We start from the raw sequence: 15,839 nt of genomic DNA, 5'->3' as shown, positions 1-15,839 counted from the left end.
ACAGCCCGCGGGCCCGGTCGGACCACAGCCCGCGGGCCCAGTGGAACCACAGGCCGCGGGCCCCGTCGGAGCACAGCCCGCGGGCCCGGTGGAACCACAGGCCGCGGGCCCGGTCGGAGCACAGCCCGCGGGCCCGGTGGAACCACAGGCCGCGGGCCCGGTCGGAGCACAGCCCGCGGGCCCGGTGGAACCACAGGCCGCGGGCCCCGTCGGCCCGACCGCGGGCCCCGTCGGCCCGACCGCGGGCCCCCTCGGCCCGACCGTGGGTCTCGACGCGCAGGCCGCCGCGACGCTGTTCCGGGTCGCGCAGAACACGCTGGCCAATGTGCGGGAGCACGCCCACGCGGTGAACGTCCAGGTCACCCTGCGCGCCGGGGCGGACCGCGTGGAACTCGAAGTGCGGGACGACGGCGGCGGGTTCGAGCCCGGCCGGGTCACCGGTCCCTCCCCGGCGGGCCGGGGGCTGGGGCTGCCGGCCGCCCGTGCCCGGCTGCGCGAGTGCGGCGGCGACCTCGCCGTCGGCAGCACTCCCGGCCACGGCACCTGCGTCCGGGCCACGGTTCCCTTGGCCCCCTCGGCCCGCCCGGCGCCGGTGGCCGCACGATGAGCGGCGGGCCGTTGCGGGTGCTGCTCGCGGACGACCATGCCGTCGTACGGGCCGGGTTGCGGGCGCTGCTGGAGGGGGAGCCGGACGTCGAGGTGGTGGCGGAGGCGGGCAGCGGGGAGGAGGCCGTGGGGCTCGCGGCGCGGCTGCGGCCCGATGTGGTGCTGATGGACCTGCGGTTCGGCGGCGGGGGCGGCGTCGACGGGATCGAGGCGGTGCGCCGGCTCGCGGCCGAGGCGCCGGGGGTGCCGGCGGTGATGCTGACGAGCTACTCCGGCCGGGCGGACGTGGTGCGCGCGCTGGAGGCCGGGGCGCGGGGGTACGTGCTGAAGGCGGGGCCGCCCGAGGAGCTGTTCCGGGCGGTGCGCGGCGCGGCCGCCGGGGCGTTGGGGCTCGCGCCGGAGGTCATGGACGAGCTGGTGGGCCACGTGGTCGCGCCCGAGCGGGAGTTGAGCGGCCGGGAGGTGGAGGTGGTGCGGCTGCTGGCCGAGGGGCTGAGCAACCGGGGCATCGCCGGGGCGCTGTTCCTGAGCGAGGCCACCATCAAGACGCATCTGGTGCGCCTCTACCGCAAGCTGGGTGCGGACAACCGGGCGGCGGCGGTGTCGGAGGCGGTGCGCCGGGGGCTGCTGGACCTGGGGTGACGAAGAGGGGCGCCCGGTGGCCGGGCGCCCCTCGCGGTGGGTCAGACCTTGGCGGGCTGCTCCGGCTCGGTGGCCGGGTCCGTGCTCTCCTGGCCGGCGGCCGTGGCGCGGGCGGCCGGGATGACGGCGGCGATGGCGCCGGAGACCAGGGCGAGGCAGCCGCCGACGAGGAGCGCGGTGCGGAAGCCGTCCTCGGAGGCGAAGGTGTAGCCGCCCAGGGTGGTGGTCATCTGGGAGAGGATCACCCCGATGACGGCGGAACCGATCGAGGTGCCGAGCGAGCGCATCAGGGTGTTGAAGGCGTTCGCGGCGGCGGTCTCGGTCAGCGGCACCGAGCTCATGATCAGCGCGGGCATGGCGCCGTAGGCGAGGCCGACGCCGCTGCTGGTGATGATGGTGACGACCATGACGCCCCAGGCGGAGCCGATCAGGGCCATCGAGGCGAAGTAGCCGGCGGCCAGCACCAGGGCGCCGCAGATCAGGGTGAACTTCGGGCCGCGGGCGTTGGTGAGCTTCCCGCCGAGCGGCGAGACGATCATCATCATCAGGCCGCCGGGGGCCATCCACAGACCGGCGGCGAGCATCGACTGGCCGAGGCCGTAGCCGGTGGCCTCCGGGAACTGGAGCAGCTGCGGCATCACCAGCATGCTCGCGTACATGCCGAAGCCGATGAAGACCGAGGCGAGGTTGGTGAGGAGCACCCGGGGGCGGGCGGTGGTGCGCAGGTCGATCAGCGGGTCGGTGGTGCGCATCTCCCAGAATCCCCAGCCGAGCACCACCACGAGGGCGGCGGCGAACAGCCCGAGCGTGGTGCCCGAGGCCCAGCCCCAGTCGGCGCCCTTCGAGACGGCGAGCAGCAGACAGACCAGGCCGACACCGAGGCCGATCGCGCCGGGCAGGTCGAAGCGCTGGCCCTTGGCGCCGGCGGGGACGTCGGGGACCAGCAGGTAGATCAGGACGGCGACGACGGCGGCGAGCGCGGCCGAACCCCAGAACAGGGCGCGCCAGTCGGCGTACTGGGCGACGGCGGCGGCCAGCGGCAGTCCGATGGCGCCGCCGATACCCATGGAGGCGCTGACCAGCGCGATGGAACCGCTGAGCTTCTCGGCCGGTACGACGTCGCGCAGCAGCGCGATGCCGAGCGGCACCATGCCCATGCCCATGCCCTGGAGGCCACGCCCGACGATCATCGTCACGACGTCGGAGGCGAACGCGCAGACCACCGAGCCGACGACCAGCGGCACGGAACAGGCGAGCAGCATGCGCCGCTTGCCCACCAGGTCGCCGAGACGGCCGACGACCGGGACGCACACCGCCGCCACCAGCAGCGTGACCGTGATCACCCAGGCCGCGTTCGAGGACGAGGTGCCCAGGATCTGGGGCAGCTCGGCGATGAGGGGGGTGACCAGCGTCTGCATGATCGCCGCCGTGGTGCCGGCGAAGGCCAGCGTGGCGATCACGGCTCCGGGGCGGGCCGTGGGCTGGGGAACGGGGGCGCCCATGGGCGACTCTCCTCGGTGAAGGGGGGCAGGCCCGCCGCGCTGGACGCGCGTGCGGGAACGGACGTACGGGAAGATGTGCATCGTACATGCCGTATGTATCCACCACATGATGTGGCCCGTGCACACCCATATGCCAGGATGACCCCATGGAGACGCCCACCCATGAGGTCGAGTACGAGCAGCTGCTGCTCAGCCGTCATACGTTCCTGAACCAGCGGGGCGGCCGCCGCAAGAACAGCCTCCTGGAGCGCAGCGCGTACATCCTGCTGAGCCGGATCCAGATCCAGGGGCCGATGTCGATCGGAGAGCTGAGCGACGCCTTCGGCCTGGACGCCTCCACGCTGAACCGGCAGACGGCGGCGGCGATGCGGGCGGGGCTGATCGAGCGCATCCCCGACCCCGAGGGCGGGATGGCCCGCAAGTTCCGGCTCACCGACGAGGGGCTGCGGCTGGTGGACGCGGAGCGGGAGGGGATCGTCGACATCCTGGACCAGGTGATGCACGACTGGTCACAGGACGACATCGCCGCCTTCGCGGGCTATCTGCGCCGCTTCAACAACGGCATCGAGGCCATCGGCGGCCGCCCCTGGCCACGCCCCTAGAGCACCTCCCCCGCCACCGTGCCATCATGGGCAAACGGAACGGCGTCTCGCTTCACGGACCCGGACATGGACCCGGAGGGGGAGGCAGGGCGCGGTGGACGACGGCACGGGCGGCGCGGGGCAGGCGGGGCGGACGCAGCGGGCGGACGCGCGGCGCAACAAGGAGAGCCTGCTCGACGCGGCCGCCGCGATCTTCGTGGAGTCGGGCGTGGAGGCGCCGGTCCGTGACATCGCGGCGAGGGCGGGCGTCGGTACGGCCACGATCTACCGCCACTTCCCGACCCGGGCCGATCTGATCATCGCGGTCTACCGGCACCAGGTCGAGGCCTGTGCCGAGGCCGGGCCGGCGCTGCTCGCGGCCGGCCCGACCCCGTACGCGGCGCTCGGCCGGTGGATCGACCTCTTCACCGACTTCCTGGTCACCAAGCACGGGCTCGCAGCCGTGCTCCAGTCCGACGACGCCGGTTTCGAGGGCCTGCACCACTATTTCCTCGACCGGCTGATGCCGGTGTGCACCGAGCTGATCGAGGCCGCGGCCGCCGCCGGCGAGATCCGCCCCGGCATCACCGCCTACGAACTCATGCGCGGCACCGGCAATCTCTGCATCGGCGCGGAGCACGACGCCCGTTACGACGCCCGCCGTCTGGTCGGCCTCCTCGTCGCGGGACTGCGCGAGCCGCGGTGACCGCCGGCCCGGCGGGTGCTCAGGCCCAGGCCGTCACCGGGGTGAAGGAGCTGTCCTGGCGGAACAGGTCCGTCCCGTCCGACGCCACCACGCTCAGCTGGTAGTTGTAGTGGCGCAGGTAGTAGCCCGGGTAGTTGTACGACTCGAAGCGCACCGAGCCGCTCGCCGTGCCGGTGCGGGCCACGAACGTGGCGTCCTTGGCGAACGTCGTGGTGCCGTCGTTCGCGTCGAAGCGGGCGCGGAAGTTGTAGTGCCGCAGGTAGTTGCCCGAGGAGTCGCGGAACGAGTAGCCATTGGAGTCGGCGAGGCCCGCGACGACCGTGAAGGTGGACGCGGTCTTCTCGGTGCTGGTGCTGGAGCTGGTCACCACCGGGAGGTTGAGCAGCGAGGACTGCGTCTGCCAGTACCGCGTCGTGTAGTTGGCGGACTGGAAGGAGCGCGTGGCGTTCTTGGTGATGCTCGGGCCGCCGGACACCGTCTCCTTGACGACGGTGAAGTGGCGTGCGGTGCCCGAGATCGACGGCAGGGCCTTGGGGGCGCTCCAGGTGGCGAAGGAGTCGGTGCTGTCGCTGTAGTAGTAGTTGCCGTCGCCGTAGCCGTCGAAGAAGATCCGCCAGGTGCCGTTGTCGAGCTGGATCACCGAGGGGCCCTCGCGGTAGCTTCCCCAGCCGGCCCAGTCGCCGGTTCTGGAGATCGTGTAGGGCCCGGTGAGGCTGCTCGCGGTGGCGTACTCGATGTACTTCGTCGTCTCGTTCTTGGTGAAGGCGTGGTAGGTCGAGCCGACCTTCACGAGGTAGGTGTCGATGTGGTTGGAGCCGATGCCGGACAGGGCGACCGGTGAACTCCAGGCCGTCAGAGCCGTGTTGGTGGCCTTCAGCAGATACGGGGTGAAGATCCACTCGTCGCTGGTCAGCGAGCAGGACACGATGACGTTGACGCTGCCGTCGCTGTCCACGAACCACTCCGGCGCCCAGGCGCGGGAGAGGTTGGTGATCGGGACCGTGTAGTCGTACAGGAACGTCCAGGCGACCCGGTCGGAGCTGCGGGCGAAGCCGATCGTGGTGCTGACGTCCTGCCAGGTGTGGGTGGTGTAGGTGAGGTAGTAGTAGCCGTCGGTGTGCTTGAACACGCTCGCGTCGCGGATGCGGTTCGAGGGCGGGGTGTACGCGGAGGACTGCACCAGCCGGAAGTCGGTGGCGTCGTCGGACTGGTAGACGTTGACCGTGCCGTCGTTGCTGTTGAGGAACGGCACGATGGTGTAGCGGGTGGCGGAGCCGGCGGCCGGGGCCGCGGCGAGGGCGCTGCCGAGCAGGCCGGGCAGCTCGCCCAGGACGAACGCCGAGGCGGGCAGGACGGCCATCGCGCGCAGCAGGGCTCGGCGGGACGGGGACGCGGCGGGGCGGGGTGAGGTCATGGTCGGCTCTCTTCACTACGGCTCAGTAGTCCGACATACCGAACAAGGTTCGGAAAGTCGGTCAGAAGGTAAGCGCGAGTCAGGGACACGTCAATGCTTTGCGCAGGAACAGGTGATGCCTGTGTTGCCGCTGTGACGGCGCGCCAACCGCCGGTGTGACGATCCGCCAATCACCGCTCCCCGCGCGCCGTTCCGTCATCCGCCCCCGAGACGTTACCGTTCGGTAGTGTCAGACGACGTCGTCCCGGAGGTGCCCCGTATGACGCCCGACCGTGCCGCCGGCCTCGCCGAGACCGCCCGGGCGCTCGCCGCGGGCGAGGTCTCCTCGCGCATGCTGGTCGAACAGACCCTGGCCCGGATCGAGGCCACCCAGGGCACCCTCAACGCGTTCCGGATCGTCCGTGCCGAGGCCGCGCTCGCCGAGGCCGAGGCCGCCGACCGGGAGCTGGCGGCCGGAGCGCGCAGGCCGCTGCTGGGGGTGCCGGTCGCCGTCAAGGACGACATGGACGTGGCGGGTTCGCCGACCGCGTTCGGCTGCGCGGGCGAGCACCCGCCGGTCGCCCGGGACGGGGAGGCCGTACGGCGGCTGCGCGCCGCCGGGGCCGTCGTCGTCGGCAAGACCAACACCTGCGAACTGGGGCAGTGGCCCTTCACCGAGGGCCCGGCCTTCGGCGCGACCCGCAACCCGTGGAGCACCGGGCACACCCCGGGCGGCTCCTCCGGCGGCTCGGCGGCCGCGGTGGCGGCGGGCCTGGTGCCGGCCGCGCTGGGCTCGGACGGCGCCGGCTCGGTCCGCATCCCCGCCTCCTGGACCCATCTCGTCGGCGTGAAGCCGCAGCGGGGCCGGGTCTCCACCTGGCCGCGCGGCGAGTCCTTCCAGGGCATCACCGTCAACGGCACCCTCGCCCGGACGGTGGAGGACGCGGCCCTGCTCCTCGACGCGGCGAGCGGCAACCACGACCTCGATCCGCACCGGCCCGCCGCGATCGACGCCTCGGCGGCCGTGCGCCGCGACCCCGGCCGGCTGCGGATCGCGCTCTCGCTGAAGCCCCCGTTCACCGCGGTCCCCGCCCGGCTGACGCCCGAGGTGCGGGCGCGGGTCGTCGAGCTGGCCGGGCGCCTCGCCGACCTGGGGCACGAGGTCGAGGAGGCGGACCCGCCGTACGGGCGGATCGGGCTCACCTTCGTGCCCCGGGCGACCGCGGGCATCGCCGAGTTCGTGGCCGACGCCCCCTTTCCCGCGCTCCTCGACCCCCGCACCCGGGACGCCGCACGGCTCGGCCGGCTGCTCGGCGGCGCCCCGCTGAAGGCGGCCCGGCGCGCGGAGGCGGTCCTGCACCGCCGTATCGGCTCCTTCTTCACCTCGTACGACGTCGTCCTCGCGCCGACCACGGCCGCTCCCCCGCCGCGCATCGGCGCCATGCTGCACCTGAGCGGATTCGCCACCGACCGCGCGATGATCGCGGCCTGCCCCTACGCCTGGCCGTGGAACGTGCTCGGCTGGCCCGGTGTCAACGTCCCCGCGGGCTTCGCGCCCGGCGGACTGCCGGTCGGCGCGCAACTGCTCGGCCCGGCCCACAGCGAGCCGCTGCTCCTCTCGCTCGCCGCCCAGCTGGAGGCGGAGCTGCGCTGGCACGAGCACTGGCCCGAGCCGCTCGTGGCGGACTCCCCGGCCGTCTGACCGTGCCCTTCCCGGTGACCCGCGGTCCTGCCGCCCGTACGCTGTGACCATGGACGATGCGCCGATGGTCGGGCTGATGGGGCGGGTCACCGGGACGATCGGGCCGGGACTGGTCGGCGAGGTGATCGTCCGGGTGCGCGGCGGGGCCGAGCACTTCCTCGCCTACGCCGCGGACGGCACCGGCCGGATCGAGCGCGGCAGGGTCGTCATGGTGGTGGAGTACCTGGCGCCGAGGACCGTCTACGTCACGGAGGCGTACGACAGTTGAGCCGACTGCGGCGCAGGTGAGAGCCGTGTCGGCCAGGTATGCGTCAAGATTGCAACAAGGATTCGTCTGCGTCTTCACCCGGGGCCCCGGCAGGCGCACACTCCCTTCGTTCGGTGCCGAAAGGGCACCATGCAAAGGGGGCGTATGCCGATGGTTGTCGGCGTCGTTGCGGGGATGGCGGTCGCCGCCGTTCTCGTTGTGATCGGTCTGTTCAAGTTGATGTGGCGAGTCGCGGAACCCAACGAGGCACTCGTCATCTCCGGCTCCAAGCACCGTGTGGAGGGGCTGGAGGAGGGCATGGGCTTCCGCATCGTCACGGGGCGCGGCACGCTGGTGATGCCCGGCGTGCAGGTGGTGCGCAAGCTGTCGCTCGACCTGAACGAGACCGAACTGCACGTGGACTGCGTGACGCACCAGGGCATTCCGCTGAAGGTGCGGGGCGTGGTCATCTTCAAGGTGGGCGACGACTTCGTGTCGATCGCCAACGCCGCCCGGCGCTTCCTCGACCAGCAGAGGATGATGTCGGAGCGGGTGCACAACGTGTTCGCCGGTCATCTCCGCTCCATCGTGGGCGGGTTGACGGTCGAGGACATGATCCGGGACCGGGAGAAGCTCACGGGGCAGACCCGTGCCGCCTGCGGCACGGAGATGGAGAAGCTCGGTCTGATCGTGGACTCCCTCCAGATCCACGAGATCGAGGACCCGACCGGGTACATCCAGAACCTGGCGATGCCGCACGCGGCGGCCGTGCAGCGGGACGCCCGTATCGCCCAGGCGGAGGCGAACCGGCTCGCCACGGAGGCCGAGCAGGCCTCGTTCGCCCGGATGGCCGAGGCCACCCGGGACAGCGAGATCCTCCAGGCCGGCTACCAGGCCGAGCGGGACAAGGCGGCGGCCAAGGCCCGTCAGGCGGGCCCGCACGCCGAGGCGGCCGCCCGGCAGGAGGTCGTCGTCCAGGAGACCCGGGTCGCCGAACTGGAGGCGCACCGGCGCGAACAGCAGCTCCAGGCCGATGTCCGCAAGCCGGCGGACGCGCAGGCGTACGAGAAGCGCACGCTGGCCGAGGCCGAGCGCGACGCGCGGATCTCGGCGGCCGAGGCCAAGGCGAGGGAGACGGAACTCGCGGCCGCCGCCGAGGCGACCCGGGTGAAGACCGCCGCCGGCGCCGAGGCCGAGGCCACCAAGACCCGGGGTGCCGCCACCGCGGCGGCGACCCGGGCCACCGGTGAGGCCGAGGCGGCCGCCGCGCAGGCCCGCGGTCTGGCGGAGGCCGCGGCGACGAAGGCGCAGGGTCTCGCGGAGGCGGAGGCCATCAAGGCACGGGCCGCGGCCCTCGCCGAGAACCAGGAGGCCGTCGTCGCCCAGCAACTCGCCGAGAAGTGGCCGGAGATCGTCCAGGCGGGCGCGTCCGCGTTCGGCAACGTCGACAACATGGTGCTGCTCAACGGTGCCGACGGCATGGCCGAGGTGTTCGCGAAGGCGCTCACCATGGGCGGCACCGGGCTCGGGCTCGCGCGTCAGCTGCTGGCGTCCATGAACCAGAACGGGCAGGCCCCGGCCGGGACTTCGCCCCTGAACGGGGCCGGGGCACCGCCGTCGCAGAAGGTGCCGGTCGAGGGAGCGTGACACGCAGGTGAGATGCCTTTGGGGGCGGCCTCCGGGTCGCCCCCACGGGTGCGTTCAGAGGGTGTCGAGGGTGCTTCGGAAGATGCGCCCGGGGTGACCCGGTGGGTGCCCTCCGGGTGTCCCGGAGCCTGCGATTAGGGTGCCCCCGTGACCGCTTTCACCGATGGATACGTCCCGGGGCGCTTCGGCCCCTCCGCCACCACCGAGGCCGACCCGCGCGAGGTGGGCCGGGTCCGCACCGAGTACTCCCCCGCGCACGACGGCGACCCGGACCCCGGTGAGATCGTCTGGACGTGGGTGCCCTTCGAGGAGAACGACGGCCGGGGCAAGGACCGCCCGGTGCTCGTCGTCGCCCGTGAGGCGGCCGGCACGCTCCTCGCGGTCCAGCTGTCGAGCAAGCGGCACGACGACGACCGGGAGTGGGTCGGGATCGGCAGCGGTCCCTGGGACCGCACCGGACGGGACTCCTGGGTGGACGTCGACCGCGTCCTGCGGCTGCACGAGGACGGCATGCGCCGCGAGGCCTGCGCGCTGGACCGCGGCCGGTTCAATCTCGTCCGGCAGCGGCTGCACGAGCGCTACGGCTGGACCTGAGCCCTGCGGCTCTCGCCCTCGAACACCCGCTCGAAGGCGGCCCGCACCACAGCCCCCGGCGTGCGGTCCAGCACCCCGAACACCACCTGCTCGAACGTGCGCTCGAAGGTGCCGCCGGGGCCCAGCAGCGCCCGGAACGCCCCCGCCACCTGCGCGGGGTCGTTGCGGAACACCCCGCAGCCCCACGCCCCCAGCACCAGCCGCCGGTAGCCGTGCGCGGCGGCCGTCTGCAGGACCCGCTCGGCGCGGGCCGTGAGGGCACCCGGCAGCTCCGCCGCCCGCTCGGGCACCGTCCGCAGCACGACGCCCGCGTTCGGCGCGGCCGAGGTCAGGAACCCGGCGGTGAAGGGCGCGTCCAGCAGCCGGCCCCGGTCGTCCCGGAACACGGGCACGGCCGGCGCATGGACGACCCGGTCCGTGTAGAACGGATCACGGTGGGCGCGGTGGTGCTCGTAGAACTCCCGGGCCTCGAGCAGACAGGTGTACAGCGCGGAGGCCCGGCACAGGGCCTCCTCCTGCGCCTGGGCGCCGTTCAGATAACCGCCGCCGGGGTTGCGGGCGGAGGCGAAGTTCAGGACGGCCACCGGCGCGTCCGCGAGACGGCGGGCGGCCTCGGTGCTGCTCTCGCCGGTGACCTCGACGGACGTGACCACGGAGGGTGACCGCGGGACCGGAACGGGCTCCGGTCCCCGCATCCGGGTCCCGGCCCGGGCAGCCCCGATCAGTGCCGACAGGTCCACCTCACGGCCGCCGGGCGAGCGATAGCCCCCGGCCGCGACGATCCCCTCGGTCTCACGGGCGATGCCCCGCAGGCGCGCGCTCATGGCGCCACCCCCGTGGACGCCATGACCGTGCGTGATTCCCCCGTTGTTGTGCTCATGCACGCATCGTGGGCGACGGCGGACCGGCCGTGCAACGAGATTTCCGGTGTCCGGAACACCCCGGGAACTCCCCGGAAACACCGGGCGACCAGCACGGAATCGAAGGTTCCCCAGGCCATAGGCCCCGATATGCACTCTTGTGCGATGGGGTTCGAGGGTCTTGGGTGGACCGGGTGATTGCCGGTCCGGCGGCCCGATCGCCGGACAGGTGGCATGGTGGTACCTCAGGAGGATCCAGACATGTCAGATTCGGTCAGTGGTTGTACCGAAAAGTCCGACAACACCGACTGTACGGCGCCTCGCACGTCTCTCTCCGAAGCCGAGGTGGAGGCCCTGGTCAGGGGCATCTGCTTCAAGACCGGCCCGCCCAGGACGGTCGGCGTGGAACTCGAATGGCTCGTCCACGAGCTGCGGGCCCCGCAGCTCCCCGTGACACCCGAACGACTCGCGGCGGCCTACGCCGCACTGGAGAGCGTGCCCCTGCGGTCGGCGCTCACCGTCGAGCCCGGCGGCCAGCTGGAGCTCAGCTCTCCGCCCGCCGCCTCCCTCACCGAGTGCGTGGGCACCCTCTCCGCCGACCTGGACGCCGTCCGCGCGGTCCTGCGCGAGCACGAGCTGGTCCTCACCGGCCTCGGCACCGATCCCTGGCAGACCCCCCGCCGGTTCCTCCACGAGCCGCGTTACGACGCCATGGAGGCCTGTCTCGACCGCACCGGCCCGGCCGGCCGGGCCATGATGTGCACCTCGGCCTCCGTGCAGGTCTGCCTGGACGCCGGCTACGAGGGGTCCGGCCCGCTGGGGCACGGCCGCCGCTGGTGGCTGGCGCACACCCTGGGCGCGGTCCTGGTGGCGGCCTTCGCCAACTCCCCGCTGCTGCGCGGCGACCCGACCGGCTGGCGCTCCACCCGGCAGCTGCTGTGGATGGAGATCGGCGCCGGCCGCGCGGGCGCCCCCGCCCTGGACGGCGATCCCCGGGACGCCTGGGCCCGCCATGTGCTGGACGCGCCGGTGATGTGCGTACGGCGCGACAGCGGGCCGTGGGACGTGCCCGAGCGGATGACGTTCCGTGAGTGGACCCGCACCGGGCAGCCGACCCGGGCGGACCTCGACTACCACCTGACCACGCTGTTCCCGCCGGTCAGACCACGCGGCCATCTGGAGCTGCGGATGATCGACGCCCAGCCCGGCGAGGACGGCTGGATCGTGCCGGTCGCCGTGACGACGGCCCTCTTCGACGACCCGGAGGCCGCCGAGGACGCCTGCCGCGCCGTGGAGCCCCTGGCCCCGCGGGGTCTGCCGCAGCCCGCCCCGCACAATCCGCTGTGGATCGAGGCGGCCCGGTACGGCCTGGCCGACCCCGGACTGCACACGGCCGCCGTGGCCTGCTTCGCCGCGGCCCTGCGCGCCCTGCCGCGGCTCGGCGCCCCCGCCGCGATCGTGGACGCCGTCGCGGAGTACCGGGACCGCTATGTGCTCAAGGGCCGCACCCCCGCCGACGACCAGCTGGACAGCCTGCGCGGCACGGACACCCGCGCGTACGGGAAGGATCCGCGCCCATGACCACCGAGCACCTCCCGGACGCCGAAACGCTCCGCGAGCGCGCGCTGACCACGCTGATCACCGCCCGGGACCGCACCACCCTGCTGACCTCCTGCGTCGAGGACCCGGACCTCACCGCCCAGCACTCACCGCTGATGTCCCCGCTGGTGTGGGACCTCGCGCACATCGGCAACCAGGAGGAGCTCTGGCTGCTGCGCACGGTGGGCGGCCGGGAGCCGCTGCGCCCCGAGATCGACGGCCTGTACGACGCCTTCGAGCACCCGCGCGCCGAACGCCCCTCGCTGCCGCTGCTGCCGCCCGCCGAGGCCCGCGCCTACGCGGCGGAGGTGCGCGGGCGGGTGACGGACGTACTGGAGTCTGCCGACTTCCACGGCACCCGGCTCACCGAGGCGGGGTTCGCCTTCGGGATGATCGCCCAGCACGAACAGCAGCACGACGAGACCATGCTGATCACCCATCAGCTGCGGCTGGGCCCGCAGGTCCTCACCGCTCCCGATCCGGAGCCGGCGCCGCTGTTCACCGGTCCGGCCGAAGTCCTCGTTCCCGGCGGCCCGTTCACCATGGGCACCTCCGCCGAGCCCTGGGCGCTGGACAACGAACGCCCGGCGCACCAGCGGGAGGTGGCCCCCTTCCACATCGACACCACCCCAGTCACCAACGCCGCCTACCAGGCGTTCATCGACGACGGCGGCTACGACGACCCGCGCTGGTGGACGAAGGAGGGCTGGGCGCACGTCCGCCGGCACGGCCTCCACGCCCCGCTGTTCTGGCACCGCGACGCCGGGCAGTGGCTGCGCCGCCGGTTCGGGATCACCGAGGTCGTCCCGCCCGACGAGCCGGTCCTGCATGTGTGCTGGTACGAGGCCGACGCCTACGCCCGCTGGGCCGGGCGCCGGCTGCCCACCGAGGCCGAGTGGGAGAAGGCGGCCCGCTTCGACCCGGCGACCGGCGGCTCGATGCGCTACCCCTGGGGCGACGCCGACCCCGCGCCCGAGCACGCCAACCTGGGCCAGCGCCATCTGCGCCCCGCGCCCGCCGGCAGCTACCCCGGGGGCGAGTCCCCGCTCGGCGTACGCCAGTTGATCGGCGACGTGTGGGAGTGGACGGCGAGCGACTTCCTCCCCTACCCCGGATTCACCGCCTTCCCCTACAAGGAGTACTCGGAGGTGTTCTTCGGCCCCGAGTACAAGGTGCTGCGCGGCGGTTCGTTCGCGGTGGACCCGGTGGCCTGCCGGGGCACGTTCCGCAACTGGGACCTGCCGATCCGGCGGCAGATCTTCTCCGGCTTCCGCACCGCCCGCTCGGGGGCCCTCTGATGTGCCGACATCTCGCGTGTCTCGGGCCCCCGGAGCCGCTCGGCCGGATCCTGGTGGACCCCCCGCACGGTCTGTACCGGCAGTCGTGGGCGCCGAGGCGGCAGCGGTACGGGACGGTCAACGCCGACGGTTTCGGCGTCGGCTGGTACGCCGAGGGCGATCCGGTCCCGGCCCGCTACCGCCGGGCCGGGCCGGTCTGGGCCGACCTGTCCTTCGCCGACCTGGCGCGCGTGGTGCGCTCCGGCGCGGTGCTGGCCGCCGTACGGGACGCGACGCTCGCCGGGGCCGACGCGGAGGCCGCCGCGGCGCCGTTCGCGGGCGGGCCCTGGCTGTTCAGCCACAACGGGGCGGTGCCGGGCTGGCCCGACTCCCTCGCGGTCCTCGCGCACACCCTGCCCGCGGCGGATCTGCTGTCGATGGAGGCCCGGACCGACTCCGCGTTCGTCTGGGCGCTGGTCCTGGCCCGGCTGCGGGCCGGCGACCCCGGCGGGCAGGCCCTGGCCGACACCGTCCTGGAGGTCGCCGCGGCGGCCCCCGGCTCCCGGCTCAACCTGCTGCTCACCGACGGCGCGAGCATCACCGCCACCGCCTGGGGCGACTCCCTCTGGTACCGCGGCGGCCCCGGCCGGAGCACGGTCGTGGCCTCCGAACCGTACGACGACGATCCGCTCTGGCGGGAGGTCCCCGACCACACCCTCCTCACCGCGAACCGCACCGAGGTCCTCCTCACCCCCCTCAAGGACCCGGTATCCGCACCACCCAAGGAGCCCCGCACGTGAGTCCGCCCAAGTGGTTCTACGACGTCCGCGGCAGCGAGCTGTTCGAGCGCATCACCGAACTGCGGGTGGTCGTGGCATCGACCGTGTCCCGCACGGGTCGTGTCGCCTCAGCGACGGCCAGAGGTCCTCGCCCTTGTCGTGTTGCACTCCCGCACCGTGTCCCTTTCAGAAATGCCAGTCGACCCCAGTGGGTGATGCAGCGGCCTCAGGGTCAGACCCTCCGCTGAGCAGGGCATCCGCCCCGGGGAGACAGCCGGGCCTGACTTCCGGTTCCCGCCGTCACTCCACGTACCCACCGGCAGGACGTCGACTGAAGTGAGGAAATCATGACCAACACCCGCGCCTACGGCTACACCGACACTCTCGAGGCCGAGCACTACGACAGGGCGCTGCGCGCCGACATCAGCGACGGGCTGAGCCGCACCCCGAAGTCCACCGCGCCCACGTGGTTCTACGACGCCCGGGGCAGCGAGCTGTTCGAGGAGATCACCCAGCTCCCGGAGTACCCCCTGTGGCGAGCCGAACTGGGGCTGCTGCAGCTGCACTCCCGGGACATCGCCACGCGAACCGGCGCGCGCAGCCTTGTCGAGCTCGGATCCGGAAGTTCGACCAAGACCAAGCTGATCATCGAGGCACTGGGGCCGACGGGCCTGCACTACGTGCCGGTCGACGTCAGCGCGGACGCGCTCCACCAGGCCGGCGCACAACTCGTCCGGGACTACCCGGGGATCCACCTGCACGCCCTGCGCACCGACTTCACGGCTCCGCTCGTCCTGCCGGAGCTGCCCGAGGCCGGCCCCCGGCTCGTCGCCTTCCTGGGCAGCACGCTGGGCAACTTCCGCCGGCCCGCCCGCGGCCCCTTCCTCCGCGGGCTCCGGGACATCCTCCGCCCCCAGGACTTCCTGCTGATCGGCGCCGACCTGGTGAAGGACGAGCAGGAGATGATCGCCGCCTACGACGACGCCCAGGGCGTCACGGCCGAGTTCGACAAACATCTGCTGTACGTCCTGAACCGGGAACTGGACGCCGACTTCGACCCGGACGCCTTCGAGCACGTCGCCGTGTGGAACGCCACGGAGAGCCACATCGAGATGCGGCTGCGCAGCCGGGCCGAGCAACTGGTCAAGATCCGCGAACTCGACCTGGCGGTGCAGTTCGAGCGCGGCGAGGAATGGATCACCGAACGCAGCGCCAAGTTCACCACGGAAGGCCTGCGGGAGGAGATGGCCGGGGCGGGGCTGCGCACGGAGCAGCTCTGGGCCGACTCCGAGGCCGGCTTCGCGCTGATGCTCGCCACTGCCGGCTAGTGCCACGCGCCTGAGGCTCCATCCCCGTTCAGGCCGCGAGGAATCGGAGCCGTTCGGCCACCTTGCCCTCCTTTCGCAGGGTGAAGGTGGCCGAACGCCTGCCGATCTCGCTTCAGACGGTCTTGAGGGTACCGCCGTCGATGGGCTCGGCCATGCGGCCGGTCGTGACGTTCTGACCCTTCACCAGCTGCCGGCGGAAGTCGGCGAGGCTCATGCCGGATGCGGCGGTCCACCGGGCGACCGTGCCGTCGGGGTCCGAGTAGCCGGAGGTGTCGACCAGGCCCGGGGAAATCGTGTTCACCCGTACGCCCTGAAGGCTGCACTTCGTAGCACCGGGCCGCTTCGCAGCACCGGCAATCGACACCCGGTGGCGCCG

General features: G+C 72.9%; 16 protein-coding genes. 12 read left to right on the top strand and 4 right to left on the bottom strand.

Annotation, left to right across the window (positions count from 1 at the left end; all coding sequences use genetic code 11):
* Together ABZ490_RS23645 and ABZ490_RS23640 are read left to right on the top strand one after the other, a co-directional pair.
* Window positions 1-607, top strand: a 607-nt coding sequence (locus ABZ490_RS23645) for an ATP-binding protein (protein WP_358993073.1), incomplete at its 5' end; no start/stop codon positions are given.
* Window positions 604-1,248 carry a response regulator transcription factor gene (locus tag ABZ490_RS23640; RefSeq protein ID WP_358993071.1) on the top strand — a complete coding sequence of 215 codons (645 nt, stop codon included), beginning with the start codon at window positions 604-606 and terminating at the stop codon, window positions 1,246-1,248. The genes ABZ490_RS23645 and ABZ490_RS23640, both read left to right, overlap by 4 nt.
* A gap of 41 nt (window positions 1,249-1,289) precedes the next feature.
* Here the strand turns inward: ABZ490_RS23640 and ABZ490_RS23635 are convergent, their stop codons facing one another.
* Window positions 1,290-2,750, bottom strand: a complete 1,461-nt coding sequence (locus ABZ490_RS23635) for an MFS transporter (protein ID WP_358993068.1) — start codon at window positions 2,748-2,750, stop codon at window positions 1,290-1,292.
* A 146-nt stretch (window positions 2,751-2,896) separates the two neighbouring features.
* On the opposite strand from ABZ490_RS23635, the gene ABZ490_RS23630 reads away from it, so the two are divergent.
* Together ABZ490_RS23630 and ABZ490_RS23625 are read left to right on the top strand one after the other, a co-directional pair.
* Window positions 2,897-3,352 (top strand): MarR family transcriptional regulator, encoded by a 456-nt coding sequence (locus ABZ490_RS23630; RefSeq protein WP_358993066.1) that lies wholly within the window; start codon window positions 2,897-2,899, stop codon window positions 3,350-3,352.
* Window positions 3,353-3,446: 94 nt separating this feature from the next.
* Complete coding sequence (locus ABZ490_RS23625; RefSeq protein ID WP_358993064.1) at window positions 3,447-4,037, top strand: helix-turn-helix domain-containing protein; 591 nt, start codon at window positions 3,447-3,449, stop codon at window positions 4,035-4,037.
* A 19-nt stretch (window positions 4,038-4,056) separates the two neighbouring features.
* Here the strand turns inward: ABZ490_RS23625 and ABZ490_RS23620 are convergent, their stop codons facing one another.
* The gene (locus ABZ490_RS23620) at window positions 4,057-5,451 is read right to left on the bottom strand and encodes a glycoside hydrolase family 43 protein (protein WP_358993062.1); all 1,395 of its coding nucleotides are present in this window, start codon (window positions 5,449-5,451) and stop codon (window positions 4,057-4,059) included.
* Between the two features lie 259 nt (window positions 5,452-5,710).
* On the opposite strand from ABZ490_RS23620, the gene ABZ490_RS23615 reads away from it, so the two are divergent.
* The 4 genes from ABZ490_RS23615 (at window position 5,711) to ABZ490_RS23600 (ending at window position 9,620) form a co-directional block, all read left to right on the top strand.
* Entirely contained in the window at window positions 5,711-7,132 is a 1,422-nt protein-coding gene (locus tag ABZ490_RS23615) for an amidase (protein ID WP_358993087.1), read from the top strand.
* 49 nt (window positions 7,133-7,181) lie between these two features.
* Window positions 7,182-7,400 (top strand): hypothetical protein, encoded by a 219-nt coding sequence (locus tag ABZ490_RS23610; protein ID WP_358993060.1) that lies wholly within the window; start codon window positions 7,182-7,184, stop codon window positions 7,398-7,400.
* A gap of 144 nt (window positions 7,401-7,544) precedes the next feature.
* Complete coding sequence (locus tag ABZ490_RS23605) at window positions 7,545-9,026, top strand: SPFH domain-containing protein (protein WP_358993058.1); 1,482 nt, start codon at window positions 7,545-7,547, stop codon at window positions 9,024-9,026.
* 147 nt (window positions 9,027-9,173) lie between these two features.
* Window positions 9,174-9,620, top strand: coding sequence for a type II toxin-antitoxin system PemK/MazF family toxin (locus tag ABZ490_RS23600; RefSeq protein WP_358993056.1), 447 nt, complete (start codon window positions 9,174-9,176; stop codon window positions 9,618-9,620).
* Here the strand turns inward: ABZ490_RS23600 and ABZ490_RS23595 are convergent.
* Entirely contained in the window at window positions 9,605-10,444 is an 840-nt protein-coding gene (locus ABZ490_RS23595) for a TIGR02452 family protein (RefSeq protein WP_358993053.1), read from the bottom strand. The two genes, ABZ490_RS23600 and ABZ490_RS23595, sit on opposite strands and share 16 nt — an antisense overlap.
* Before the next feature lie 297 nt (window positions 10,445-10,741).
* On the opposite strand from ABZ490_RS23595, the gene egtA reads away from it, so the two are divergent.
* From egtA to egtD, 4 genes are all read left to right on the top strand, one after another.
* Entirely contained in the window at window positions 10,742-12,061 is a 1,320-nt protein-coding gene (gene egtA, locus ABZ490_RS23590) for an ergothioneine biosynthesis glutamate--cysteine ligase EgtA (RefSeq protein ID WP_358993051.1), read from the top strand.
* On the top strand, window positions 12,058-13,377 hold the full coding sequence (gene egtB / locus ABZ490_RS23585) for an ergothioneine biosynthesis protein EgtB (RefSeq protein ID WP_358993049.1): 1,320 nt from the start codon (window positions 12,058-12,060) through the stop codon (window positions 13,375-13,377). Before egtA ends, egtB begins: the two co-directional genes overlap by 4 nt.
* A complete protein-coding gene (gene egtC / locus ABZ490_RS23580; protein ID WP_358993047.1) occupies window positions 13,377-14,156 on the top strand; it encodes an ergothioneine biosynthesis protein EgtC in 780 nt (259 codons plus the stop codon). The genes egtB and egtC overlap by 1 nt, the downstream gene beginning before the upstream one ends.
* A 326-nt stretch (window positions 14,157-14,482) precedes the next feature.
* Window positions 14,483-15,463, top strand: coding sequence for an L-histidine N(alpha)-methyltransferase (gene egtD, locus ABZ490_RS23575; protein ID WP_358993045.1), 981 nt, complete (start codon window positions 14,483-14,485; stop codon window positions 15,461-15,463).
* A gap of 112 nt (window positions 15,464-15,575) precedes the next feature.
* Here egtD and ABZ490_RS23570 read toward each other — a convergent pair whose 3' ends face one another.
* Window positions 15,576-15,764, bottom strand: coding sequence for a hypothetical protein (locus ABZ490_RS23570; protein ID WP_358993043.1), 189 nt, complete (start codon window positions 15,762-15,764; stop codon window positions 15,576-15,578).
* Window positions 15,765-15,839: the final 75 nt, after the last annotated feature.

Source organism: Streptomyces sp. NPDC005811, assembly GCF_040630405.1.
Taxonomy (GTDB): domain Bacteria; phylum Actinomycetota; class Actinomycetes; order Streptomycetales; family Streptomycetaceae; genus Streptomyces.
Note: the sequence above shows the minus strand (reverse complement) of the source record. Positions and strands in the feature narration are given on the sequence as shown.